23 protein-coding genes are annotated in these 24,926 nt (G+C 31.9%); 14 read left to right on the forward strand and 9 right to left on the reverse strand.

Annotation, left to right across the window (positions count from 1 at the left end; translation table 11 throughout):
- Nucleotides 1–274 precede the first annotated feature (274 nt).
- The 5 genes from qoxA (at nt 275) to rihC (ending at nt 5,311) form a co-directional block, all read left to right on the forward strand.
- Entirely contained in the window at nt 275–1,399 is a 1,125-nt protein-coding gene (gene qoxA / locus F1592_RS10435; protein ID WP_149809515.1) for a cytochrome aa3 quinol oxidase subunit II, read from the forward strand.
- Entirely contained in the window at nt 1,399–3,387 is a 1,989-nt protein-coding gene (qoxB, locus tag F1592_RS10440; protein WP_037535539.1) for a cytochrome aa3 quinol oxidase subunit I, read from the forward strand. Before qoxA ends, qoxB begins: the two co-directional genes overlap by 1 nt.
- Complete coding sequence (qoxC, locus tag F1592_RS10445) at nt 3,377–3,982, forward strand: cytochrome aa3 quinol oxidase subunit III (protein WP_037535537.1); 606 nt, start codon at nt 3,377–3,379, stop codon at nt 3,980–3,982. Before qoxB ends, qoxC begins: the two co-directional genes overlap by 11 nt.
- Complete coding sequence (gene qoxD, locus F1592_RS10450; RefSeq protein ID WP_011276176.1) at nt 3,979–4,269, forward strand: cytochrome aa3 quinol oxidase subunit IV; 291 nt, start codon at nt 3,979–3,981, stop codon at nt 4,267–4,269. Before qoxC ends, qoxD begins: the two co-directional genes overlap by 4 nt.
- A 142-nt stretch (nt 4,270–4,411) precedes the next feature.
- Nucleotides 4,412–5,311, forward strand: a complete 900-nt coding sequence (rihC, locus tag F1592_RS10455) for a ribonucleoside hydrolase RihC (RefSeq protein WP_149809514.1) — start codon at nt 4,412–4,414, stop codon at nt 5,309–5,311.
- A gap of 62 nt (nt 5,312–5,373) precedes the next feature.
- Here rihC and F1592_RS10460 read toward each other — a convergent pair whose 3' ends face one another.
- Nucleotides 5,374–6,549: a serine hydrolase domain-containing protein gene (locus tag F1592_RS10460; RefSeq protein ID WP_149809513.1), complete on the reverse strand. Its 1,176-nt coding sequence runs from the start codon at nt 6,547–6,549 to the stop codon at nt 5,374–5,376.
- Nucleotides 6,550–7,002: 453 nt separating this feature from the next.
- Here F1592_RS10460 and F1592_RS10465 point away from each other — a divergent pair, with 453 nt between their 5' ends.
- The 4 genes from F1592_RS10465 (at nt 7,003) to F1592_RS10480 (ending at nt 13,638) form a co-directional block, all read left to right on the forward strand.
- Nucleotides 7,003–8,250 carry an LCP family protein gene (locus F1592_RS10465; RefSeq protein ID WP_053017819.1) on the forward strand — a complete coding sequence of 416 codons (1,248 nt, stop codon included), beginning with the start codon at nt 7,003–7,005 and terminating at the stop codon, nt 8,248–8,250.
- 18 nt (nt 8,251–8,268) lie between these two features.
- Nucleotides 8,269–8,739, forward strand: a complete 471-nt coding sequence (locus F1592_RS10470; protein WP_011276180.1) for a DUF2538 family protein — start codon at nt 8,269–8,271, stop codon at nt 8,737–8,739.
- 141 nt (nt 8,740–8,880) lie between these two features.
- Nucleotides 8,881–9,303 carry a GNAT family N-acetyltransferase gene (locus F1592_RS10475; protein ID WP_037535528.1) on the forward strand — a complete coding sequence of 141 codons (423 nt, stop codon included), beginning with the start codon at nt 8,881–8,883 and terminating at the stop codon, nt 9,301–9,303.
- A 252-nt stretch (nt 9,304–9,555) separates the two neighbouring features.
- Complete coding sequence (locus F1592_RS10480; protein ID WP_149809512.1) at nt 9,556–13,638, forward strand: GW dipeptide domain-containing protein; 4,083 nt, start codon at nt 9,556–9,558, stop codon at nt 13,636–13,638.
- Nucleotides 13,639–13,922: 284 nt separating this feature from the next.
- On the opposite strand, the gene F1592_RS10485 is transcribed toward F1592_RS10480, so the two are convergent.
- Entirely contained in the window at nt 13,923–14,342 is a 420-nt protein-coding gene (locus F1592_RS10485) for a MarR family transcriptional regulator (protein WP_037535525.1), read from the reverse strand.
- Between the two features lie 180 nt (nt 14,343–14,522).
- Entirely contained in the window at nt 14,523–15,050 is a 528-nt protein-coding gene (locus tag F1592_RS10490) for a TspO/MBR family protein (RefSeq protein ID WP_053017816.1), read from the reverse strand.
- Between the two features lie 154 nt (nt 15,051–15,204).
- Between F1592_RS10490 and F1592_RS10495 the strand changes: the two genes are divergently transcribed.
- Nucleotides 15,205–16,212: an acyltransferase family protein gene (locus F1592_RS10495; RefSeq protein WP_107610012.1), complete on the forward strand. Its 1,008-nt coding sequence runs from the start codon at nt 15,205–15,207 to the stop codon at nt 16,210–16,212.
- 129 nt (nt 16,213–16,341) lie between these two features.
- On the forward strand, nt 16,342–17,505 hold the full coding sequence (locus F1592_RS10500) for an aminotransferase class I/II-fold pyridoxal phosphate-dependent enzyme (RefSeq protein WP_053017812.1): 1,164 nt from the start codon (nt 16,342–16,344) through the stop codon (nt 17,503–17,505).
- Between the two features lie 101 nt (nt 17,506–17,606).
- Here F1592_RS10500 and menB read toward each other — a convergent pair whose 3' ends face one another.
- The 4 genes from menB to F1592_RS10520 are packed head-to-tail and all read right to left on the reverse strand — an operon-like array spanning nt 17,607 to nt 22,235.
- The gene (gene menB, locus F1592_RS10505) at nt 17,607–18,425 is read right to left on the reverse strand and encodes a 1,4-dihydroxy-2-naphthoyl-CoA synthase (RefSeq protein ID WP_011276187.1); all 819 of its coding nucleotides are present in this window, start codon (nt 18,423–18,425) and stop codon (nt 17,607–17,609) included.
- Complete coding sequence (menH, locus tag F1592_RS10510; RefSeq protein ID WP_053017810.1) at nt 18,418–19,221, reverse strand: 2-succinyl-6-hydroxy-2,4-cyclohexadiene-1-carboxylate synthase; 804 nt, start codon at nt 19,219–19,221, stop codon at nt 18,418–18,420. Before menH ends, menB begins: the two co-directional genes overlap by 8 nt.
- Nucleotides 19,208–20,878, reverse strand: a complete 1,671-nt coding sequence (gene menD / locus F1592_RS10515) for a 2-succinyl-5-enolpyruvyl-6-hydroxy-3-cyclohexene-1-carboxylic-acid synthase (protein ID WP_149809511.1) — start codon at nt 20,876–20,878, stop codon at nt 19,208–19,210. Before menD ends, menH begins: the two co-directional genes overlap by 14 nt.
- Nucleotides 20,868–22,235: an isochorismate synthase gene (locus F1592_RS10520; protein WP_053017806.1), complete on the reverse strand. Its 1,368-nt coding sequence runs from the start codon at nt 22,233–22,235 to the stop codon at nt 20,868–20,870. The genes menD and F1592_RS10520 overlap by 11 nt, the downstream gene beginning before the upstream one ends.
- 179 nt (nt 22,236–22,414) lie before the next feature.
- On the opposite strand from F1592_RS10520, the gene F1592_RS10525 reads away from it, so the two are divergent.
- Entirely contained in the window at nt 22,415–23,353 is a 939-nt protein-coding gene (locus F1592_RS10525; RefSeq protein ID WP_037535512.1) for a 1,4-dihydroxy-2-naphthoate polyprenyltransferase, read from the forward strand.
- Between the two features lie 97 nt (nt 23,354–23,450).
- Here F1592_RS10525 and F1592_RS10530 read toward each other — a convergent pair whose 3' ends face one another.
- A complete protein-coding gene (locus F1592_RS10530) occupies nt 23,451–24,005 on the reverse strand; it encodes a GNAT family N-acetyltransferase (protein WP_037535510.1) in 555 nt (184 codons plus the stop codon).
- A gap of 184 nt (nt 24,006–24,189) precedes the next feature.
- Here F1592_RS10530 and F1592_RS10535 point away from each other — a divergent pair, with 184 nt between their 5' ends.
- Together F1592_RS10535 and F1592_RS13815 are read left to right on the forward strand one after the other, a co-directional pair.
- On the forward strand, nt 24,190–24,420 hold the full coding sequence (locus F1592_RS10535; protein ID WP_053017804.1) for an NINE protein: 231 nt from the start codon (nt 24,190–24,192) through the stop codon (nt 24,418–24,420).
- 79 nt (nt 24,421–24,499) lie between these two features.
- The gene (locus tag F1592_RS13815) at nt 24,500–24,601 is read left to right on the forward strand and encodes an SAR1012 family small protein (protein WP_011276194.1); all 102 of its coding nucleotides are present in this window, start codon (nt 24,500–24,502) and stop codon (nt 24,599–24,601) included.
- Between the two features lie 76 nt (nt 24,602–24,677).
- Here F1592_RS13815 and F1592_RS10540 read toward each other — a convergent pair whose 3' ends face one another.
- On the reverse strand, nt 24,678–24,896 hold the full coding sequence (locus tag F1592_RS10540) for an IDEAL domain-containing protein (protein WP_053017803.1): 219 nt from the start codon (nt 24,894–24,896) through the stop codon (nt 24,678–24,680).
- Nucleotides 24,897–24,926 lie beyond the last annotated feature (30 nt).

Here is a 24,926-nt window from a genome sequence, read left to right on the forward strand (position 1 = left end):
GATGAATAATCTCATCTTTTTTTGTGTCAAAAACCCTTGAAAACACTGAAAATGATAACGTTTCTCAACTATATGCGTATTTCACTTAAATTTGTCATTTTTCACAGAATAGACACATAATTTTAACAAATCTTACATTCCCCGTCATTCCTATTGTTTCTAGTTGTTTCCTATATATAATTATAATTTTTTTCGGATAAGTACTTGTAAATATTGCGTAATAAACTAAAATTAATGATAAGCCCTACATTTGTAGTATTAGGAGGTCAAAAAAGTGTCAAAATTTAAGTCTTTGCTTCTAATGTTCGGCACGCTAATTTTACTTAGTGGTTGTTCGAATGTTGAAGTATTTAATGCAAAAGGGCCAGTAGCAAGTAGTCAGAAGTTCTTGATTATCTATTCAATCATCTTCATGCTTGTTATTGTTGCTGTTGTACTTACCATGTTCGCTATTTTTATTTTCAAGTATAGCTACAATAAAAACAGCGAAACTGGTAAGATGCACCACAATTCTTTAATTGAAACAATTTGGTTTGTGGTACCTATCATTATCGTAATTGCTTTATCTATTCCAACAGTTAAAACTTTATACGATTATGAGAAACCACCAGAAAGTAAGGAAGATCCAATGGTTGTATACGCAGTAAGTGCTGGGTACAAATGGTTCTTCGCTTATCCAGAACAAAAAGTTGAAACGGTTAATACTTTAACTATTCCTAAAAATCGTCCTGTAGTATTCAAATTACAAGCTATGGATACGATGACAAGTTTCTGGATTCCTCAATTAGGTGGTCAAAAATATGCCATGACTGGCATGACAATGGATTGGACTTTACAAGCCGATGAAACAGGTACTTTCAGAGGACGTAACTCAAACTTTAATGGTGAAGGTTTCGCTCGCCAAACGTTTAAAGTTCACTCTGTAAACCAAAGTGAATTCGATTCTTGGGTTAAAGATGCTAAGAGCAAGAAAACACTTAGCCAAGATGAGTTTGATAAACAACTCTTACCAAGTACACCTAATAAAGAATTGACATTCAGTGGTACGCATATGGCATTCGTTGACCCTGCAGCTGATCCAGAGTACATCTTCTACGCTTACAAACGTTACAATTATGTTCAAAAAGATCCTAACTTTGTAGCTGAAAAAGACTTGTACAAAGATGTTACTGATAAACCACAAAAACCAGCTCGTAAGGTTCAAATCACTAACGCTAACTATAAGCGTCATGGTATGAAACCTATGATTCTTGGTAACAATGATCCTTATGATAATGAATTCAAGAAAGAAGAAGATCATAACTCTAAGGAAATGGAAAAAATCAGTAAAAGTGCAAAAGACGAAAATGCGTCTAAATTTGGTAGCAAAGCAGACAATGATCATGGAGGTGGACATTAATGAATTTTCCATGGGATCAATTGCTCGTTAAAGGTAACTGGATGATTACAATGGCACAAATTGGTGCGCCATTCCTAGTTATTGGTTTAATCGCAGTAATTACTTACTTCAAGTTATGGAAATATCTTTACAAAGAATGGTTCACATCCGTAGACCATAAAAAAATCGGTTTAATGTACTTAATTTGTGCCGTACTTATGTTCGTTCGTGGTGGTATTGATGCATTACTATTACGTACTCAATTAACAATTCCAGATAATACTTTCTTGGAATCAAATCACTATAACGAAATCTTCAGTACGCACGGCGTTATCATGATTATCTTTATGGCTATGCCATTCGTATTTGGTTTATGGAACGTAGTCGTTCCACTACAAATTGGGGCTCGTGATGTGGCGTTCCCAGTTATGAATAACATTAGTTTCTGGTTATTCTTCGTTGGTATGATTTTATTCAACCTTTCATTCATTATTGGTGGTTCACCAGCAGCTGGTTGGACAAACTATGCACCATTAGCTGGTGAATTTAGTCCAGGCCCAGGTGTTAACTATTACCTAGTCGCAATTCAGATTTCAGGTATTGGTACTTTAATGACTGGTATTAACTTCTTCGTAACAATACTTAGATGTAAAACACCAACAATGAAATTCATGCAAATGCCTATGTTTACTGTAACAACATTTATTACGACTTTAATCGTAATTCTTGCATTCCCAGTATTCACAGTTGTACTTGCATTAATGACTATTGACCGTGTATTTGGAACTGCATTCTTTACAGTTGCCGATGGCGGTATGCCAATGTTATGGGCAAACTTCTTCTGGGTATGGGGGCACCCTGAGGTTTATATCGTTATCTTGCCTGCATTTGGTATTTATTCAGAAATTATTCCAACATTTGCTCGTAAACGTTTATTCGGACACCAAAGTATGGTGTGGGCAACTGCTGGTATCGCATTCTTAAGTTTCTTAGTTTGGGTTCACCATTTCTTCACAATGGGTAATGGTGCTTTAATCAACTCATTCTTCTCAATCTCAACAATGTTAATCGGTGTACCAACCGGAGTTAAATTATTTAACTGGTTATTAACATTATATAAAGGACGTATTACGTTCGAGTCACCTATGCTATTCTCATTAGCCTTCATCCCTAACTTCTTATTAGGTGGGGTTACAGGTGTAATGTTAGCGATGGCATCAGCTGACTATCAATACCATAATACTTATTTCTTAGTAGCTCACTTCCACTATACATTGGTTACTGGTGTTGTATTTGCCTGCCTAGCTGGTTTAATCTTCTGGTATCCTAAGATGATGGGTTACAAATTAAACGAAAAATTAAACGCATGGTGCTTCTGGTTATTCATGATTGGATTTAACGTATGTTTCTTACCACAATTCATTCTTGGATTAGACGGAATGCCTCGTCGTTTATACACTTATATGCCTTCTGATGGTTGGTGGTTATTAAACGTAATCTCTACTATTGGTGCATTATTAATGGCTGTTGGTTTCCTATTCTTAGTAGTAAGCATTGTATACAGTCATATCAAAGCTCCACGTGAAGCTACTGGAGATAACTGGGATGGTCTTGGACGTACTTTAGAGTGGTCTACTGCTTCTGCAATTCCACCTAAATACAACTTTGCTATCACTCCAGATTGGAATGACTATGATACATTTGTTGATATGAAAGAACATGGTCGTCATTATTTAGATAACCATAACTATAAAGACATTCATATGCCAAATAATACACACACAGGTGTAATTATGGGTATATTCATGTTATTAGGTGGTTTCTTCTTAATCTTCGAAACTGTAATTCCTGCCGCAATCTGCTTAGTAGGTATTCTTGGTTCATTAGTTTACCAAAGTTTCGTACAAGATCATGGTTATCATATCCCTGCTTCTGAAGTTGCTGAAAATGAAGCTCGCTTAAGAGAAGCTCGTATTAAAGAAAGGGAGGCTGTAGGTCATGAGTCATGATACAAATACTGTTGATTCACGTACGCACGAAGGTCAATTAAATAAACTTGGCTTCTGGATTTTCCTTACAGCCGAATTCTCATTATTCGGTACCTTGTTCGCAACGTTATTAACGTTGCAACATGGTGGCGATTATGCTGGCAAAATGACAACAGAATTATTCGAGTTACCGCTTGTATTAATTATGACGTTTGCCTTATTAATTAGTTCTTACACATGTGGTATATCAATTTATTACATGCGTAAAGAAAAACAAAACTTAATGATGTTCTGGATGATTCTTACTGTCCTTTTAGGTCTAGTATTCGTTGGATTCGAAATTTACGAATTTGCTCACTATGTTTCTGAAGGCGTAACACCACAAATTGGATCTTATTGGTCTAGTTTCTTCATCCTATTAGGTACACACGGTGCTCACGTATCATTAGGTATTGGTTGGATCATTTGTTTATTAATTCAAGTGGCTACACGTGGTCTTAATAAATTTAATGCTCCTAAATTATTCATTGTAAGTTTATACTGGCACTTCTTAGATGTTGTTTGGATCTTCATCTTCACTGCCGTATATATGATAGGGATGGTGTATAGCGGATGAATACAATCGTAAAACATACAGTCGGCTTTATTGCCTCAATCGTCTTGACGTTATTAGCAGTTTTCGTAACTCTATACACAAACATGACATTCCATGCTAAAACAACAATCATCTTTGGCTTTGCTTTTATTCAAGCTGCAGTTCAATTATTAATGTTCATGCACTTAACTGAAGGTAAAGATGGTCAAGTACAATCGTTCAAAGTTATCTTTGCGATTATCATCACATTAGTGACTGTTATTGGTACGTATTGGGTTATGCAAGGTGGACATTCTCACCACTTATAATTTAATATTTATCTCACACAAAGAACCTGTTATGAAACTCGTCAGAGTTTCAAACAGGTTCTTTCTTTATGCTTTCATATCATACCTGATTTAAGTTATCTTTAATTTAAATCATTTAATGTGAAGGAGATGCATTTGTATAATGACTTTACCCATAATCATAGATACTGATCCAGGAATTGATGATGCTGCTGCACTGAGTGTTGCTCTATTACATCCATTCTTCGATGTAAAAATGATTTCCACAGTTAATGGAAATGTCAATATAGAAAAAACTACTGCTAATGCTCTGAAATTGAAAGCTTTCTTCAATAGTGACGTACCTGTTCACAGAGGTGTTGCAAAACCGTTAATTAATAAAGCAATAGATGCAAGCCAAGTTCATGGAGAAAGTGGTATGGATGGATACGACTTCCCATCTATATCAAATGACCAATTGGCTTCTACTAACTCAATAACTGCAATGAAGGATATACTTTTACATTCAAACACCCCTATTACGCTTATAGCGTTAGGTCCACTTACGAATATTGCTCTATTGATAAGTACGTTTCCTGAAGTTAAAGATCATATTAGAGAAATTGTCTTAATGGGAGGAAGTTCAGGACGAGGTAATGTAACCCCACTTGCAGAGTTTAATATCTATAGTGATCCTGAAGCAGCGCATATTGTTTTTGAGAGTGACCTTCCCATTACTATGATTGGACTTGATTTAGCGCGACAATCGCTGTTAACTCATGACTATTTAGCGTCATTTGAACATATGAGTAGAACAAGTTCAATGCTCTATCAAATCTTTCAACATTATAGAGAGAAAGACTTCGCTAAAGTGTTAAAATTATATGATGTCTTCACAGTATTATATTTACTTGATCCTGAAAGCTATGAAACGATACTAGCTAGTGTACGAATTGAATTACATGGCACATTGACCAAGGGAGCTACAGTTGTTGATTACGACTCCCCCTATCCAAATTGTAAAATTGTTACTTCAAGTCTAAATAAGAACTACTGCTCAATATTTAAAGACACAATTAAATAATTCATTTTAATTAAAAAAGCTATAACAAAATGCATTTTTATTACATTTCGTTATAGCTCTCTTTATTTGGTTTCATAAATATTTTGACCAAGTAATTGATAATAAATATGAGAAATAATTGACTCATTTGACACTTTAGAATAATCAACTTTATTCGTAGCCAGCACAATAATATAATCTTCATTAAAATATACCGTGAATATTTGACCAAAAAACACACCATTAATTCGATTGACTTGAGGAGTCGAATAGAATCCATATCTATAAGATTCTGGATATTTAGTGCTCCCAATTTCTTGAAGTAAGGATGTTGTAACTGCTTGATTGAAAATATTATTTTGCTGTAAATCATTAACTAATCTAGCCATATCATGTGTAGACATAAATAAATTTCCTGCACCATAATATTGATCTAATACATTCGGATTCATCGTTTTTAGTTTATTATTTTTTACTTTATATCCAGTAGCCATATTCTTTTTATAAGGCTTTTCATTAAAGAAAGCACTATGCTCTAAATGATAGGGCTCTGCTAATAATTTATAATAATTTTCTACATAAGAATGATGTGTTACTGCTTCTATAACTTGCGCAAGAACTAGATAGTTAGCATCGTTATATAAATGATTATGATAATATTTACTATTAATACCTCTTCTTTGAATATCATGAACTGCCCCATCTAAACTCTTCGTATTAGGATTAGCACTAAATTTATATAAACCACTTCTATGTAACATTAAATCTTTCAATGTAATTGTTTTATTTGTCTTAAACCAAGGCAAATACTTAGTAACAGGGTCATTAATATTAATTTTGTTTGATAATTCTAAGTGCTTGAGTATTAAGCCAGTAGTGAATTTTTGAGCTGATCCAATTAAATACATCGTATTTGCATTGCTTTTTTTCTTACTGTTAATATTTTGATAACCATAACCTTTATCAAGCATTAATTTTCCATCTTTTAAAACTGTAATTGATCCATTGAAATGAACATTTTTTAAATAAGTATTAATTTGTTCAATATTATCATCTTTTGCTTGAACCGTTTTGAGCTTATCGACTGTTTTGTGGTTTTTATCACGATGTTCTATATAAGCCTTGTTATCATTAACATTGTTATATTCACTATCCTTAATACTATAGTTAGTAACTTTAATGACGAATAATGTAATGAGAAGTATTAAAACAATTAATACTAAAATAAAAGCTATAATTTTTAATTTGTTATTTTTCATGGGGTCCCTCTTACGTCTAATATAAAAGTATATCTAAATTAAAACCTATTCTATCTAAATCATTTTTTATTCGTTTAATATTTTATATTATATAACACAACACCATTGAATTCATCTCTCTTTAATCATATACTTATAATTTTTTATTACATCGTACTTTAGTATGATAAAGTACTATCTAATATTGCTTAATCATCTTTTGTAAATTCTATTTTAATAATGTAAATTTTATATTAAACTTAAAGTTGTAATTCTCTCCAAAAAGTAATACAATTTAAGGCTATGAGAGTATACATTATATATAATTGCACCATCCTTACAACTTTGAATACAAGCAAAAAATATAAATTTATTTTTGATTTTATACTTCATGTTAAATAAAAATGTAACGATTTTTTATTTTTCAAATCATAAAATCCCTTATAAAAGATAATATGTATAGGAGCAAATGCTATGAACCGATTTTTAAAATATTTTATGATGCTACTTACACTAGTACTAATCGTTGTTCCTGTAATTTTTATCATCAATTTGTATAAAACTTCTGAAAGTGCAATGCAAGCCTCATATGATAAATCTGATTCGAAGCGTCAATCAAACATACGTGAAGGAAAAGTAAACCCTTCTAAAGATGCAGTTTCAATCTTATTTTTAGGAATTGATGATAATGAAGGACGTCGTAAAAATGGCCAAACTACAGAACATTCAAGAACGGATTCTATGATTCTTTCTACCTTCAGTCCTGAAAAGCGTCAAATACGATTACTTAGTATCCCACGTGATACGATCAGTTATATACCAAAAGTTGGTTATTACGATAAGATAACTCACGCACATGCTTACGGAGGACCTGTAGCTGCTATGGATTCTGTCGAGGCGACATTAAACGTTCCTGTTGATTACTATGTACGAGTAAATATGGATGCTTTCGTTGAGGCAGTTGATGAACTTGGCGGTATTTATTATGACGTACCTTACGACTTAAATGAGCCTAATACAGACGATAGCGGTAGAATTAAAATTAAAAAAGGCTATCAAAAACTTAATGGTGATGAAGCGCTAGCCGTTGCAAGAACACGACATCACGATTCTGATTTAAAACGTGGCGAAAGACAAATGGATTTAATTAAATTATTATTCCAAAAAGCTAAGAGCCTTGATTCATATGATAAATTAGATGATTTAGTACAAATAGTTGGGAAAAATGCGAAACATAATTTAACTTCTTCTGAAATCAAATCTCTAGCATCTATGTACTTATCTGATGACATTGAATTTAAAAAGTCTCAACTCAAAGGTAAAGATGATTACTTACAAAATATTTACTATTATAATCCGAGCGTAAGTAGTATTATGAAATATTCAAATATATTGCGTTCTGATTTAGGACTATCTAAAATAACAGATAAGGATGAATTCTTAGATCAACGCGTTATTAAACAATACGGTACACTTGTACCACTTACACCTCTTGATCAGTCTTTATTGAAAAATAATCAAAAAGATTCATCTTCTTCTGATGATAACAACGATGATTCAACAAATTCAGACAACAATAATGATGTACAGTCATCTGATGAAAATAGTTCAAACTCAAACGAAGATTTTAACCAAGGTAGCCAAGACAATACTCAAAGTGAAAACTACAATCAAACAAATAATACTGATTCATTCAATAACAATCAAAATCAAATTTACTAATTGAGAGGAGCACAAACTATGTCACGTAAAACATATGAAAAAGCTGCTAACATTAATGGTATGTTTAATGTTTTAGAGCAACAAATTATTCATAGCAAAGACATGGCATTATTTAGAAGTGAATTCTTTTACGTTAATCATGAACATCGTGAAAATTATGAAGCATTATTAGTCTACTATGGTGAAAATTCTGTTAATCCAATTGTAAATGGTGCGTGCTACATTCTTGCTTTACCAGAAATCTTCAATAAAGTAGATGTTTTTGAATCGGATTTACCGTTCTCATGGGTTTATGATGAAAATGGTATTACTGAGACAATGCAAAGTATTAGCGTTCCTCTTCAATATCTTATTGCGGCAGCATTAGAAGTTACTGATGTAACATTATTTAAACCTTCAGGCTTTACAATGGGAATGAATAATTGGAATATTGCTCAAATGAGAATATTTTGGCAGTACAGTGCGATTGTTCGCCAAGAAGCCTTATAATAAAACAATTTCCACTCCTTTTTACAAATTTGTTGTAAAAAGGAGTTTTTTTATATCTTTAAATCATATAGAATAACTTTATACTTTTATAAATTTATTTTTTGCAACTTTTAATAATTACATATATATGGGGGGATTAAGATGTTTGAAATAGTAAAAAACAAAGATATGTTATCAGAATGTTTTTATATTAGAAGAGAAGTATTTGTGAAAGAACAAGGTGTTCCCTTGGAAAATGAATTAGATTCATTTGAAGAAGAATCTACACATATTATTGGCTACGACAAAAATCATGTACCTTTTGCATGTGCGAGATTTAGACCTTATAACAACGCAGCAAAAGTAGAAAGAGTTGCTATTTTAAAACCTTACAGAAAAGATGGGTATGGCAAAACAATGATGCACGCTATTGAACGTTTTGCAAAAGATAAAGGATACAATCAATTAGTTTTAAATGCTCAAGTCCAAGCTCAAGGCTTTTATGAGAAACTAGGTTATATTCAAACGGGCCCAGTATTTATTGAGGAAAATATCGATCATATAAAAATGTATAAGAATATTTAAACTATTTATATTCTAAATTCATAGAGAACTTGTAATTAATTAAATAGACTATCTTATTTTTTTAATAGTAGCTTAAACTAATGTATTTTAAATTATCTGTGCTTAGTTATGTAGTCCTTAGTAAAAACATAATTTGTTTACTATATGTAAGAAAGTATTAAAGTTAGTTTACAAATAAGTTAAATCAAATCATAGTCAGAATTTTAATACTATAATAGTATTGTAATAATAAAAATAATGAGGAGTAACAATATGAAAAAAAAGTTTAATTTAAAATTTCCTTCGATGATTGCGATCACATTATTTGGTGCTGCATTTACTTCACAACATGCACATGCAGCTGAAGCGAATCAAAATTCGAATAATACAAATAATGTTATTGATGATCAACAAAATATAGAAAATGCTGAGCAAGTTAAAAAAGAAGTAACTAATTCAGCTCAAAATGTATCAGGGGTACAAACGTATCAAAATCCTTCTGATGTTAAAGCATCTGTTGCTACAGTAAGCAAAACGTATGATGCTAAATTAGATAATTTAACTACAACAAAACAGACTTCACAAGATCAACAAAGTACGCAAAATCAAAGTACTGCTAACACAAACGCTACTAATTCAAATACTGAACAAGCTAAGGTTCAAGATAAAGAGCAAGAAGTTTCAACTTCAAATAAATCTGATCAAAAAACTAATATCAATAACACACAAAGTAATACTGATGCTAATAAGCAAACATTGCAAGCTTCTAAAGACACTTTATCATCGCCTCAAGTTCAGTCAAATGATGATACGTCTGCTAATAGTAATCAAAACACTACACAAAATGTTAATAATCAAATTGATGAAAGTAGCTCTAATTCACAACAAGAGAATAGTTTAACTTCATCAAATAAGAATCAATTGAATTCATCATCTGTTACTCCATCACAAACTAATCAAGTGGCTCAGTCTAACAAGCAAATAGAGTCTGAGCAAAGCAGTGATAAGAAAGTAAGTACTTATAGTAATAATGATAATAATGCAACTCAAGTAAACGTAGATCAAACTAAAACATCACAAGAAGCTAATACGAAGAATGCATCAGCATCAAAAACAACTCAAACATCTACATCTAACAGTACACAATCAGGTTATTCTGGATTTAGATCAGTTGGTGGCAAAGGTGGTCCAGCTACTTCAGTAAAAACAGTTCAACGTTATGCAGCTAAAGCAACTACATCATCTTTACCGAAATATAAACCACAAGTAAGTTCATCAATCAACAACTATATTCGTTCGAATAACTTACAAGCACCTAAAATCGAAGAAAATTATTCATCTTATTTCCCTAAATATGGATATCGTAATGGTGTAGGTAAACCAGAGGGTATTGTAGTTCATGATACAGCTAATGATAACTCAACTATTGATGGCGAAATTAATTACATGAAAAACAATTACAACTCAGCTTTCGTTCATGCATTTGTAGATGGTAACCGTATTATAGAAACTGCCCCTACTGACTACCTATCATGGGGTGCGGGTCCATATGCTAATGATCGTTTTATAAATGTTGAAATTGTTCATACACATGACTATGCTTCATTCGCTAAATCAATGAATAACTATGCAGATTATGCTGCAACACAATTACAATATTATGGATTAACACCTAATAGTGCTGAAAATGATGGTCAAGGTACAGTTTGGACTCACTATGCAATTAGTCGATTCCTAGGTGGTACAGACCATTCTGACCCACACGCTTACCTACAAAGCCATAATTATACTTATAATGAATTATACGATTTAATTAATGAAAAATATTTAATTAAAACAGGCCAAGTAGCACCTTGGGGTACTACTTCAAGTAGTAGCTCATCTAATACCAATAAAGGTGGTTCAAGTAATAGTGGTTCCACTACTACAGCACCTAAATTAACTGTTAAGTCAAATAGTGGCTTAGCTCAAATTAAAACTGATAATAGTGGTGTTTACACAACAGTTTATGATGATAAAGGTAAAGCTACTAACCAAGTTCATAACACTTTATCTGTAACTAAATCTGCCACACTTGGCAAAGATAAGTATTATCTAGTATCTGACTACAATAGTGGTAAAGTTTACGGTTGGGTTAAGCAAGGAGAAACCGTTTATAATACAGTAAAATCTCCTGTAAAAGTAAACCAATCATATAATATAAAATCAGGTGCTACGCTATATACAGTGCCATGGGGTAACTATAATCAAGTAGCTGGAACTGTTTCAAAATCTAATACAGCACCATTTAAAGCAACAAAGTCTCAACAAGTTGGCAAAGCCACTTATTTATATGGGTCTTTAAATGGTAAAAATGGATGGGTTAGCCAAGCATTTCTATCTAATATAACTAAACCATCTTCTGGAAGTAAAACACCTACTGTAGATAATACTTTAAAAGTATCGAATCTTAAGAATACATTAGGTCAAGTTTCTACTAAAAATAAAGGAACGTATACAACTGTTTATGATAAAAATGTGAAAGCTAACGCAACTATTGGTGGAAAAACGTACAACATAACTAAGAAAGCTACGTTGAACAATAAAGATTATTACTTAATTTCTGATTATAATGGTAATACTTCACGTGGTTGGGTACCTGCTTCAGAAATTTCTATTAAAACTACAACACCTAACAAAACTAATGCCACTTATTACGATATTAATGGAAATGCAAATATTTACGACACACCTTGGGGAACAGCTAAACAAGTTAAAGCTACAGTACCTTCAAGTGGTAAACAGTTAAAATCAATTGATAACCTTAAAGTTGGTAATGAAACATACTTACACGGTGTAATCAACAATATTTGGGGTTGGGTTAAATCAACTGATGTTAAACAAACACCTAAAGTAAATGCTAAATTTGCTGTAAACACTAAAGCTACTAAGCCATCTACTGCATCAACTCAAACTGTGTCGAAAGTAGCTCAAGTTAATGCGAACAACAGCGGTGCACGTGCAACTGTTTATGATAAAATAGGTAAAAATGCAACTAAGTATGCTAATCGTACTTTCAACGTTTCTAAAGAAAAAACAATTGATGGTAATACTTATGTGTTACTTCAAAATACTACGACAAATACACCTTTAGGTTGGTTCAATGTTAAAGACTTGAAAGTTCAAAACTCTAGTTCTGAACAAAAAACATCAGGTACTTATAAAATTAACAACAAAAATAATGGTCTATACTCAATTGCGTGGGGTACAAACCAACAACGTTTAGATAATAAAGATTTAGCTAATAAATCATTTAAAGTATCTAAATCAGTTGTTATTGGAAACACAACTTATCTATACGGTACAGTTAACGGTAAAACTGGTTGGATCGCTAAGAATGACTTAACTTCATCAAATACTTCATCAGATAATGGTGAAAAATATCAATATGAATTTATTATCAACACTACTAATGGTTATTACTATGATGACCCTAGTTCAGCTAAAGCAACTTCATTAAAAGCTTTTAATGAACAAATTTTCCAAGTAACAAATCGTAAAGTCGTTAATGGTAAAACTTGGTATTATGGTAAATTAAGTAATGGCAAATATGTATGGATTAAAGATACTGATTTGAAAAAAGAATTAGTTAAATATTCAAAATCATATAGAACATTAAATCAAGCTGTATCACTTCAACAAAATGCGTACGGGGCTCCACCACAAGTTCAAAGAAACGGTTATGGTTGGTCAAACGCAACTTATAGTGAAATTAAAAATGCTATGAACACAGAAAAATTAGCTAAAGATGATACGCTTAAATACCAATTCTTACGCTTAGATCGCCCGCAAAACCTTTCTGTAGCAAGTTTAAATCAATTACTTAAAGGTAAAGGTGTTCTTGAAAATCAAGGTCAAGCATTCAGTCAAGCTGCTGCTACTTCAGGTATCAATGAAATTTACTTAATTGCACATGCATTAATTGAAACTGGTAATGGTCAATCTCAATTAGCTAAAGGTGCAAATATCGTAAATAACTATGTTACTACTAATAATGCTACAAAATATCATAATGTATTTGGTATAGCCGCTTTTGATGCTAATCCACTATACAATGGTATTAATTATGCTAAGCAAGCTGGTTGGAATACAGTGTCTAAAGCGATTATTGGTGGTGCTAAATTTATAGGTAAAGACTATATTAAAGCAGGCCAAAACACGCTATATAAAATGCGTTGGAATCCAGACCACCCTGCTACACATCAATATGCAACTGATATTAATTGGGCTAATGCTAACGCTCAATATTTAAAACAACTTTATAATGAAATTAAAGCTGTTGGTAAATATTTTGATATCTCAAGCTATAGTAATTAAATAACTATATTCACTAATAAATTGAATGAGACATAAAATTCTCATTTGAATAACCAAGATTCTAGGACATTAAGTTCTTGGATAAATTAAAAAGACAATTTCTATTGATAATCTATAGAAATTGTCTTTTTATAATTATTTTAATTATATATGTTGCTAGTTCGTACAATTTTAAATATTGAATTAAAAGTTATATTCTTTATGCACATTTTGCTGTACTAAAAAAGCCCTATCGCTATAATGATCATTTGGCTAAATTCATTAAGACAATAGGACTCATTTATTTAAATATATATGTGACGACTATTTAGCTTATCTAATAGTTGATTTAAACTTTGTATTTCTTCCTTACTTAGACACTGACAACGTGCTTCTATTAACTCACATCTTGCCGTATTGATTTGTTGAATCAAATTACGAGCTTCTTCTGTTAGGCATAAGTCTTTGCAACGTAAATCTTCATGAGATTGTTGACTAGTTATATATCCTTTTTGCACTAATTTCTTAATCCATCTAGATACAATGGATTGCTCTCTACTAATCTTCATCGTTAAATCATATTGCGACAATCGATCATAACTATATAAAATTCTCAATAGTTCTAATTGATCATTTGTAATATCTGTACGCTGTCCAAAACGTCTATTAACCAAATTAAGGTCATTATTAGTTAGTGTAATAAGTTTTTCTAGTTGATTATACATTGTTGTTCTACTCCACTTTTGTAATTGATAATACTATTATACTATGATTTTTTTATATGTCATGTACTTTCAATATTTTGTCACAATACAATTCTAAATAATTCAATTTTAATTTCATTAAGTTTTAAAGCATCTCGCTAAATATATATTTAAACTATGAATCATTGCTATATTCCATTGCTATTTATAGTTAGGATTGTCCTTATTAAGGTAATAATTACCTGCATTTAAATAACTTGCAAATGCAGACCAAAGTACATATGGAATCTGTAATAATCCAGCCACTCGATGTATTTTAAACATTGATACTGCGTTAGCAAATACTGAGATAAACAACATGATACTTTCAATTAATGCAATACCTCTTACTTTCTTTTTAAAATAAAGTATCGACCACAAATAGTTTAAAGTTAACTGCGTATAATGTGTCACTTTAATTCGAGTTGTCTTGGTTTTATTTTTAGTAGTGATTAAATAAGAAACGCCCATTAATAAATATAATATTGGCCATACGATTGGAAATGCTTTTGTAGGTGGAGAAAATGGTGGTTTCCTAAAATTTTTGTAGTCCTGTTGTGATTCCTTTGCTATGATTCGACCGATGATACTCCCACCTACCATTGGATGTATCAGCTTAATGATGTCTTTTAATATGTTAATATTAATCCACTCCTTTAATGTGATAACTTGCTCTTCCCTATTATGCAAATACTATTCATATTTAAATCTATTTTTCTAAAATCAAATAGAATTTACATACAAGTAATAGTTATTACCCAACATTTCATCCTAAATTGTTGCATTTCAATGTTAATATATACTAAATTAAATACAGTTATTAATTAAAAAAGGAGACAATCGTATGTCGATGGATACAAAAAGAGATTACTTTTTCGATAACGCGCGCGCCATCCTTATCTTTTTAGTCGTATTCGGTCATATGATTCAACCTTATACTTCTGAAAGTAAATACTTATCTGCATTATATTTGTTAATTTATAGTTTCCATATGCCATCGTTTTTATTTATCTCTGGATACTTTGCGAAACATTTAGATAAACCACATTACCTAGAGAATGTAGCTAAAAAGTTAATTGCACCATACGCTATATTTTATGCATTCTTTTCTATCTATTATTTTGTAACTGGTAAAAGTGATGCAATTCAAATGGACCCTTTTAATCCTGTATTTGCTTTGTGGTTCTTACTTACATTATTTTGTTTCCATGTCATCCTTGTCATAGTACGTCGCTATAAAGCATATTATGTATTACCTGTCGCTTTGATTATTTCAATACTTGCAGGTTTTTCTGATGATATCGATGGTTATATGAGTATTTCAAGAACAATCGTATTTTTCCCGATTTTTTATGTTGGTTATTTAACAACGCGAGCTCATACTCAATTATTGAGAAATAAAAAATTAAGGCTAATTTCAATCATTGTACTTATTATATTTTTCATCGTTTACTATATACACCCAATCAATTCAGATTGGCTTTTAGGTAGTAGTCCCTATACTTCACTTGAAAATAATAATGAAGATGTGTACAGCCCATTGAAAAGACTATTGCTATACTTCGTTATCTTTGTAGCTATGTTCTCATTCCTCAATTTAATGAGTAATCATGAACGTGTTTATACTTATATAGGAAATCGCACAATGTACGTCTATTTATTACATGGTTTAGTTATAGGTATAGTTAGAGGATTGGAAATATATCCTTTTAAAGATCATATATCAATATTCACTTACGGTTATTTAATTCTCATTTCAGTATTAATTGTATATTTACTATCGACGAACTTTGTTTGTAAATGGACGAATCCTTTAATTAATTTAAAGAAACCTTCTTCTTTTAGAGGATAATAAAAAAATTAAATACAAAAGGACTTACCAAATTATGGTGACTAAAAAATATGTTATTATAAGATTATTCTAAAAATTTTGTAGTAACATTTAAAGTTACTATAATTTGGTTTTTTTGAGGTGTAAAAAATGAAATTATCTTTAAATACGAATTCCAAATTTTTAAGAGCACCAAGTATACGTCAGTTCTCTAATCGTATGAAGCACATTGATGATTGTGTGAATTTAACGATTGGTCAACCCGACTTTCCTATGCCAGATGTGGTAAAAGAGGCATACATCAATGCGATCAAAGAAGATAAAACTAGTTACTCACACAATAAGGGATTGCCGGAAACTCGACAGGCAATAAGTAATTATTTCAAAAATAAGTACGGTTTTTATTATAGTGAAGAGGAAATCATTATTACGAATGGCGCGAGTGAAGCACTTGATACGTCATTGCGAAGTATTATCGAACCTGGAGATGAGATATTAATTCCAGGACCTATTTATGCAGGCTACATTCCTTTAGTTGAAACATTAGGTGGTAAGCCTATTTATATAGATACTACAAATACAGAATTTAAAATCACTCCAGAATTAATTGCGCAACATTATACTGATAAAACAAAAGCAATTTTGCTGAATTATCCTACGAATCCAACTGGTGTGATATTAGAACGTGATGAAGTAAAAGGCATTGTAAATTATTTGAAAGAAAAAGAAATTTTTATTATTAGCGATGAAATTTATGCTGAAAATACTTTCAAAGGTAATCATGTCTCATTTGCAGAATTTGAGGAAATTCGTGATCAATTATTACTTATTGGTGGGTTAAGTAAGTCTCACTCAGCTACCGGTATTCGTATAGGCTTCTTACTAGGTCCTGAGTATCTAATTGAAAAGTTAACATTTATGCATGCATATAATTGTATATGTGCAAATGTACCATCACAAATCGCATGTATTGCTGCACTTAATGAAGGATTAGATGCGCCTCAATATATGAACCGAGCTTATATAGAGCGTCGTAACTATTTAGTAAATAAATTAAAAGAATTGGGCTTCGAATTGGATGCTCAACCTGAAGGTGCTTTTTATATATTCCCAAGTATTCGTAACTATACTTCTGATGATTTTGATTTCTGTGTCAAAGTGCTTGAAGAAGCACACGTAGCAATGGTTCCCGGATCATCATTCACCGATATGGGTAAAGGTTACATTCGTATCTCTTATGCATATGACATGGATGTCTTAAAAGAGGGTATGCGTCGATTAGAAAGATTCTTAAAAGCAAACTACAATATATAACCTTAATTAAAAAAGGACACTTAAAATAGTGGTTAACTGTCAATCAGTTTATCACTATATAAGTGTCCTAAAATTATACTTTTTATTTTACCGTTACTGATTTATGGGAATTTAGGAAATTGATCAAAGTCTGGATCACGTTTTTCTTTAAACGCGTCACGACCCTCTTTAGCTTCATCAGTAGTGTAGTAAAGTAATGTAGCATCTCCAGCCATTTGTTGTAATCCAGCCAAGCCATCAGTATCCGCATTCATAGCAGCTTTTAAGAAACGTAAAGCTGTTGGAGAGTGTTTCATAATTTCTTTACACCATTGAACTGTTTCATCTTCGATTTGATCTAACGGTACCACTGTATTAACTAAGCCCATGTCTAAAGCTTCTTGTGCATTATATTGGCGACATAAGTACCAAATTTCACGTGCTTTTTTATGACCAACGATTCTTGCTAAGTAACCAGAACCATAACCAGCATCGAATGAACCTACTTTAGGACCTGTTTGTCCGAAAATAGCATTATCAGCAGCGATTGTTAGGTCACATACTACGTTTAATACGTTACCACCACCGATGGCATAACCTCTAACCATTGCGATAACTGGTTTAGGAATGACACGGATTAAACGTTGTAAATCTAATACATTTAAACGTGGGATTTGGTCTTCGCCTACATAACCACCATGTCCACGTTTCTTTTGGTCACCGCCAGAACAAAATGCTTTGTCACCTTCACCTGTTAAGATGATTACAGAAATGTTTTGATCATCACGTGCACGACTAAATGCATCAATCATCTCAGCAACTGTTTTAGGTGTAAATGCATTTCTTACCTCAGGTCGATTAATCGTTACCTTAGCAATTCCTTCGTAGAATTCATATTTTATTTCATCATATTCTCTAAGTGTTTCCCACTGTCTAGTCATTTTGCTCCTCCTTTAAAAAACCTAATACTATTGTATCAAATTCCGCTTTATCTTCCACATGAATTGTATGACCTACATTTGAAAAAGAATGGATTTGACTATATTTCATATCCCTATTCATAGCTTGACCAGTTTTTACAAATTTTTGGTCTAATTCACCAGTTAAAATAAAGCAAGGTATTTGAATATTATCAATTTGTTCCCATAAATTAGGCATTTGACCAGTACCATAATCACGCAATGCTTTTGCTAATTTATGTGGATTTTGGGATAATCGCATTTCTCTTATAGCCGACTTTTTATCTTTATCTAATTCATATTGCGTATAAAATAGTGGTAATTTTTCCCAATCATTAACGAATACCTCTAACCCAGCAATATCTAATACTTTCGCTCTTGCTGCATCTATTTGTTGACGCTCATGTCGATTATTTTCATCTTTGATTCCTGGGGAACTACTTTCAATTATCAATTTTGACAAAGAGCATTTACCGTACAACGCATAATACAAGGCCACTCTGCCACCCATTGAATATCCGAGTAAAGTAATATCATAAGATTTGTATATATCTAATAACTCATCTAATTGTGTCGTAATGTATGGAAAGTCCCAAGTTACATCAATTGGTGATTGATCTTGTCCATGCCCTGGTAAATCGATTGTAAGAACATTAGCCTCTTGTAAAAAATATTGAACATCATCATTAAACGTACGACTATCACTAATAAAGCCATGTAAAAGTACTAATAACTGATTTGAATTGTTTTGTGATTGATAGAAGTTATAGTGTAACATTTAGAATACCACTCAATTTCTTATATAGAATTTGATGTTGTGACATATTGTCATCACGATTGGTTACCATTTCGTAAATATGTGAATTCATATGTGATAGCTTTTCTTGAGTGAGATCTGCCACAGTATTAAATCGTTTGAATGTAAAATCATAAAGTAATGCTGTATATTCAAAATTCAATCCAGTCGGTGTTCCAAACAAACGTTCAAAATATGCTTCAGCAGATGCTTTTTGTGGAAGATATGAGAATATACCGCCACCATCATTATTAAGTAAAACAATATTTAAATTAATATTATTAATTTTAGCCATTAAAAGACCATTCATGTCATGATAGAATGCTAAATCGCCGATTATCAGCGTGATTTTCTTGTGTACAGCCATTCCAATAGCAGTTGATACAACTCCATCGATACCATTTGCACCACGATTCGCATATACTTCAACTTCACTATTATAAAGTAGATTATCGACATCACGAACTGGCATACTGTTACTTACAAAAATAGCATCGTCTTTAGTTAATTTATCAATTAATATTTTTACAAATGCCGCTTCATCTGTTGCATTTGTCATATGTTTATCGATTGTATTTCTAGCCTGTGATTCAAGTGTTCGCCACATGTTTATCCAGTCTTTTCGATCGACAGCTGCTTCTTCGATAAGATTTCTAAAGAAATCATTTGCAGATATTTCATATGAAATACTCGGTGGCGTTGGAAATACATCTATCTTGTCATTATTCTGCACTAAAATTTGATATGCATTTGTGCGCTTAAGCCATTGATTTAATTTTTTTGAGATAACAGGTTTACCAACTCTTATTACGAAATCAACATCTAAGTCGAGTCCTGCACGATAGTATAAATCATATGTCGTAATCACATTTGGATGATTATACTTACGTAATTGACTTAATGGATCTGCAAGTATAGGTATGTCATGCACGGTCGCATAAGTAAGTATTTGATCGATAGCTTGATGTTGCATATCACCAACTATTATTAACCCTTTTTTCTCTTTTAATATATGTCTGATGTCTTGAACATTAATATTTTTTTGATAATGCGGCAGCTTTTTAGTATAAGATGTTAGCCACTCTTGTCTTTCTAAGTTAGGTGTTAATGGCTCTCTAAATGGTAAATTAAAATGAATAGGACCTCTATGTGGACCATATAGATACTGACTTGCAATTTGCATTTGATAATAAATTGCGTCTAGCATGTAATCAGTACCATCTGCTACAGGCATATCAAATTGAAAATTAACATAATTTGCGAACATATTAACTTGATTAATTGCTTGTGGTGCCCCCACACTTCTTAATTCATGTGGACGATCACTTGTTAATACAATTAAAGGTATACGACTGATTTGGCTCTCTGCAATTGCTGGTGTATAATTTGCCGCCGCAGTACCAGAGGTACATAAAATAGCTACAGGGCGTTCGCTACCTTTTATTAAGCCTAAAGCAAAAAACGCTGCACTACGTTCATCAGGATGTATCCATGTCTTAATATTAGGATGTGCTTCAAAAGCAATGGCCAATGGCGTTGATCTTGAGCCGGGACTAATTACAACTTCACGTACGCCATAGGCATATAACTCCGAAGCAAATGTATATACTTGTTTTGTTAGTGCGTCATTATGATTCATTCTTATCCACTACTCCTAAAGCATTCATCATCGGTGAAAATTTAACCGCAGTTTCAGCTAACTCACTATCAGGGTCAGAATCTTTTACGATACCACACCCTGCAAATAACGTGGTTTGATTTTGTTTTATTAACATTGAGCGTATTGCTACAATAAATTCACAATCATCATTCATGTCGATATAACCAACTGGTGCGCCGTATAAGCCTCGTGTTCCAAATTCATTTTCTTCAATAAATTTGAGTGCTTCATTTTTAGGGTAGCCACCTAAAGCTGGTGTAGGATGCATTTCATCAATTAGTCCTATAAAGGAATTGTTTTTTAACTGACCTTGAATTTGAGTATATAAATGATATAGATGGTCGTTTTTTAAAATATTAGGTGAATGATTATATTCAATATTATCAACATAAGGCGTTATGTCATCTAGAATACTTTTAACTACAAAATCATGTTCACCTAAATTCTTTTTATCTTTTAGAAATGCTTGTATATTTTTTTCATCTTCGTCTATGTCGTTAGATCGCTTAATCGTACCAGCTACAGCTTTTGTAGATAGAACACCGTCTTCTACTTTTAAAAGTTGTTCTGGCGTTTGTGAAAAGAATACAGATTGATTGGATTCTAAAATGAATAAATAGCTGTTTCTTTCACTTTGTAATGCTCGATTAAGCACATAAGGTATATTAATTGGTTTATCAAATTTAATCAAACGACGTCTTGCAAGAACGATTTTTTTATTTTCATCAAGCTGAGCAATCGCATCCCTAACGAGTTCTTTCCACTCATCAACATAGATATCTTCCATTCGTAAGATATTCCCCAATGTTTCATCATGTTCAGCTTTAGCAATTTGAGTTTCTTCAAAGTAATTCACTACTTCTTTAAACTGTTCAATATCAAATTGGGCTCTTTCAACTGTATATGTCAGATAAGTAGTTTGTCCGATATTTGATATTAAAACTTGAGGTATTACAAAATGATTAATGCCAAATTCACGCCATTCATCATCAGATTTATGGCTAGAAAATTGAAATCCTCCAATGACTTTCAAATGATGCTTTTCTATATCCGGGTGTACCAATTCAATATCTTTTTTAAATTTTTCCCACTCACGAAAGATCGATTGCTTATTATCAAAGTTATTTTTGAATCTTTGAACAGCATGATAGCCGAAAAATGAAGACGCATTATCATTTAAGCGAAAATAAAAGCGATCTCCTGCCTGAGATTCTGTTAAATTGAATAATTCATCAGGTGCAAGTTCTCTATCAATTTTCACTTCAACAGATACCCAGCTTTTGTTACTTTCATATATTGACTCAATAATGTCATCTTCCTTTATATTCGCAGCCATTCATTTCACTTCTTTCATTATCTATTTTTTCTCATTACAATATTGTATCATTTTTAACTATTTATGGTGGCATAATTGCTTAATCTTCTAGAGAAATATTTCACGTTGATTGACCTTTATTTACTATTCCTTTAAAATACATATGTTAAAACAATATACAATAAGAGGTAGATCAAATTATGGCAAATCAATATCAACAATATTCTACTGTTAGAAAATATTGGCATTTGATGCGACCTCATACTTTAACTGCTGCTGTTGTACCAGTTTTAGTTGGTACTGCAACTGCAAAACTTTTTTTATTAGGTAGTCAAGATAACATCAAATTCATGTTATTTATTGCAATGTTAATCGCTTGTTTACTTATCCAAGCTGCAACAAACATGTTTAATGAATACTACGACTTTAAAAAAGGTTTAGATGATCACACTTCCGTTGGTATCGGTGGTGCTATCGTAAGAAATGGTATGAGTCCAAAACTTGTCATGAATCTAGCAATTGCTTTTTATATCGTTGCTGCATTGCTTGGTATCTTTTTAGCAGCGAATAGTTCATTTTGGATTATTCCAGTAGGAATCATCTGTATGGCAATTGGCTATTTATATACAGGTGGCCCAATGCCAATTTCTTGGACACCTTTTGGTGAACTGTTTTCTGGTTTATTCATGGGTATGATTATTATTTTATTAGCGTTCTTCATACAAACTGGCAATATCAATAGCTTTGTGGTTTGGATTAGTATTCCAATAGTAATTACAATTGGTCTAATTAACATGGCTAATAATATACGCGACAGAGTCAAAGACCAAGCGAGTGGACGTAAAACTCTACCTATTTTATTAGGTAAACGCGCATCAATTACATTTATGGCAGTTATGTATATCATTGCATACGTTTTCGTTGTCTATACTGCATTATTTGTAGATGGTGGTTCACTATTTTATCTACTTGTCTTGTTATCATTCCCTATGCCAGTTAAAGCCTTTCGTCGTTTCAAAAAGAATGATACACCTGCAAGTATGATGCCTGCTATGGCTGCAACTGGAAAAACAAACACAATTTTTGGTGTATTATACGCTTTAGGTATTTATATTAGTGCCCTATTAGGTGGCATTTAATATCCTGAGATAAATTTTTAATATTTCATAGTAAGGAGATTCGGAGTGAGTCAATGAAACTAATTATAGTTTCTGTCTCCTCCGTTTTATTTTTTACCTATGAAGAATAAACCATATGTAAATATTGATGGCCATACAACTCTATATCCTCAGTCCATTTAAAACCTAAGCGTTCGTATAATTTCTTAGCTCTTGGATTATCGTAGTCACAACTTAAGCTCCACTTTCTATCTGGGTATGTAGATATTAAATAATTAAATAATTTAGTTGCAATACCCTGTCCTCTATATTCCGAGAATGTTGCAACAGCCTCAATGTACCATTCATCATCTTTAGATTCTTTCAAAGGTAATGGCGTACCTAGTGCTTTTATGTCTTCTTCCAACGGTAATTTATTCCATGTAGCTTCTAACTCTAATTCTTTATCACCCTTATATGCTATGATGCATCCTGCAACATGATTGTCTTGCTCATATACCCAAATGTTATTATAATTCGTTCTATATTTAATATTGACTATACTTTCTTCAATTGCATGAATAACACGTTCTTTTGTAATTTCTTGTACAATATCTAGTTCCATATCATGCCAAATGATATAACATAATTCCGCTATTTGCTTACTGTCGCTCGGACGTGCTTTTCTGATCAATTTCCCATTCTCCTCTCCATTAGCTTGTTAACTATATTATATAAAATTTACAAATAATAATAAATTAATTGCAGTAAATTGAAACATTTTGATTGTAATTATAATCATTTTTTCAATCACCTCAGTAATATTTGATTTAATTTTTGAAATGCTTAAAATATGAGATTAAGGAGGCAACAAAGTTATGAGAGTTAATAAAACATTATATGTATTATGTTCTTTATTTTTGGGTGGTGTCGGCATTCATAAATTTTACGCAGACAAAGTGTGGCAAGGCGTGCTTCATTTAGTGTTCTTTTGGACTACTATTCCAACCATTATTTCAATTATCCATGGTATTATCATAATCTTTACAACTAAAGCTGATCAAAATGGCTATATATTTATACCAAATAACCGCCATTCAAAAATTTAATCAGTAATTTTAGAAATTATCTTTAATAATGTGTAGAACGGGTAAACTCAAATAAACATAAAAAAAGGAGTAAGCTAGTATGAATATTATCAAACGCGTACTTAGAATTGTTATAACAGGATATTTAGTAAAATGGATTCGTAATAAAATTGAGGGAAAATCAAACGGTGGTCAAAAATAAAATGTAAAAAGGTCTATTCGCTAACTTTGATTTAAGTAGTGAATAGACCTTTTATAATGAGTTACAGGATCCTAATTTACTCATTGAGAAATGCCTCCAGATTTTTATATTCAGTAGTATAGTTAATAAAATCTTTTTCGTTCTTATTAATCAACGCTTCATCAATCAATTTCATTAACTGTTTCTTTCGTCCTTGACGAAGTGCCTCTTCAATGACTAGCTCAACGCCTAAATCATTAACTGTCGTTACAAAATCTTCTAGTGTCGTATTTTTGACATCCGTGTTGTGATTCATTGTAATCACTGCCTTTCTTTTTTGTATAAG

Source organism: Staphylococcus sp. GDX7P312P (assembly GCF_008385775.1).
GTDB lineage: Bacteria > Bacillota > Bacilli > Staphylococcales > Staphylococcaceae > Staphylococcus > Staphylococcus haemolyticus.

Bases quoted from the DNA above. Each gene is read 5' to 3' on its own strand.
- menB (WP_011276187.1), bottom strand. From the start codon at position 18,425: ATGACTAGACAGTGGGAAACACTTAGAGAATATGATGAAATAAAATAT.
- qoxB (WP_037535539.1), top strand. From the start codon at position 1,399: ATGAATTTTCCATGGGATCAATTGCTCGTTAAAGGTAACTGGATGATT.
- F1592_RS10520 (WP_053017806.1), bottom strand. From the start codon at position 22,235: ATGGCTGCGAATATAAAGGAAGATGACATTATTGAGTCAATATATGAA.
- F1592_RS10485 (WP_037535525.1), bottom strand. From the start codon at position 14,342: ATGTATAATCAACTAGAAAAACTTATTACACTAACTAATAATGACCTT.
- qoxD (WP_011276176.1), top strand. From the start codon at position 3,979: ATGAATACAATCGTAAAACATACAGTCGGCTTTATTGCCTCAATCGTC.
- F1592_RS10475 (WP_037535528.1), top strand. From the start codon at position 8,881: ATGTTTGAAATAGTAAAAAACAAAGATATGTTATCAGAATGTTTTTAT.
- F1592_RS10525 (WP_037535512.1), top strand. From the start codon at position 22,415: ATGGCAAATCAATATCAACAATATTCTACTGTTAGAAAATATTGGCAT.
- menD (WP_149809511.1), bottom strand. From the start codon at position 20,878: ATGAATCATAATGACGCACTAACAAAACAAGTATATACATTTGCTTCG.
- F1592_RS10470 (WP_011276180.1), top strand. From the start codon at position 8,269: ATGTCACGTAAAACATATGAAAAAGCTGCTAACATTAATGGTATGTTT.
- F1592_RS10460 (WP_149809513.1), bottom strand. From the start codon at position 6,549: ATGAAAAATAACAAATTAAAAATTATAGCTTTTATTTTAGTATTAATT.
- F1592_RS13815 (WP_011276194.1), top strand. From the start codon at position 24,500: ATGAATATTATCAAACGCGTACTTAGAATTGTTATAACAGGATATTTA.
- F1592_RS10500 (WP_053017812.1), top strand. From the start codon at position 16,342: ATGAAATTATCTTTAAATACGAATTCCAAATTTTTAAGAGCACCAAGT.
- menH (WP_053017810.1), bottom strand. From the start codon at position 19,221: ATGTTACACTATAACTTCTATCAATCACAAAACAATTCAAATCAGTTA.
- F1592_RS10480 (WP_149809512.1), top strand. From the start codon at position 9,556: ATGAAAAAAAAGTTTAATTTAAAATTTCCTTCGATGATTGCGATCACA.
- F1592_RS10495 (WP_107610012.1), top strand. From the start codon at position 15,205: ATGTCGATGGATACAAAAAGAGATTACTTTTTCGATAACGCGCGCGCC.
- rihC (WP_149809514.1), top strand. From the start codon at position 4,412: ATGACTTTACCCATAATCATAGATACTGATCCAGGAATTGATGATGCT.
- F1592_RS10535 (WP_053017804.1), top strand. From the start codon at position 24,190: ATGAGAGTTAATAAAACATTATATGTATTATGTTCTTTATTTTTGGGT.
- qoxC (WP_037535537.1), top strand. From the start codon at position 3,377: ATGAGTCATGATACAAATACTGTTGATTCACGTACGCACGAAGGTCAA.
- F1592_RS10540 (WP_053017803.1), bottom strand. From the start codon at position 24,896: ATGAATCACAACACGGATGTCAAAAATACGACACTAGAAGATTTTGTA.
- F1592_RS10465 (WP_053017819.1), top strand. From the start codon at position 7,003: ATGAACCGATTTTTAAAATATTTTATGATGCTACTTACACTAGTACTA.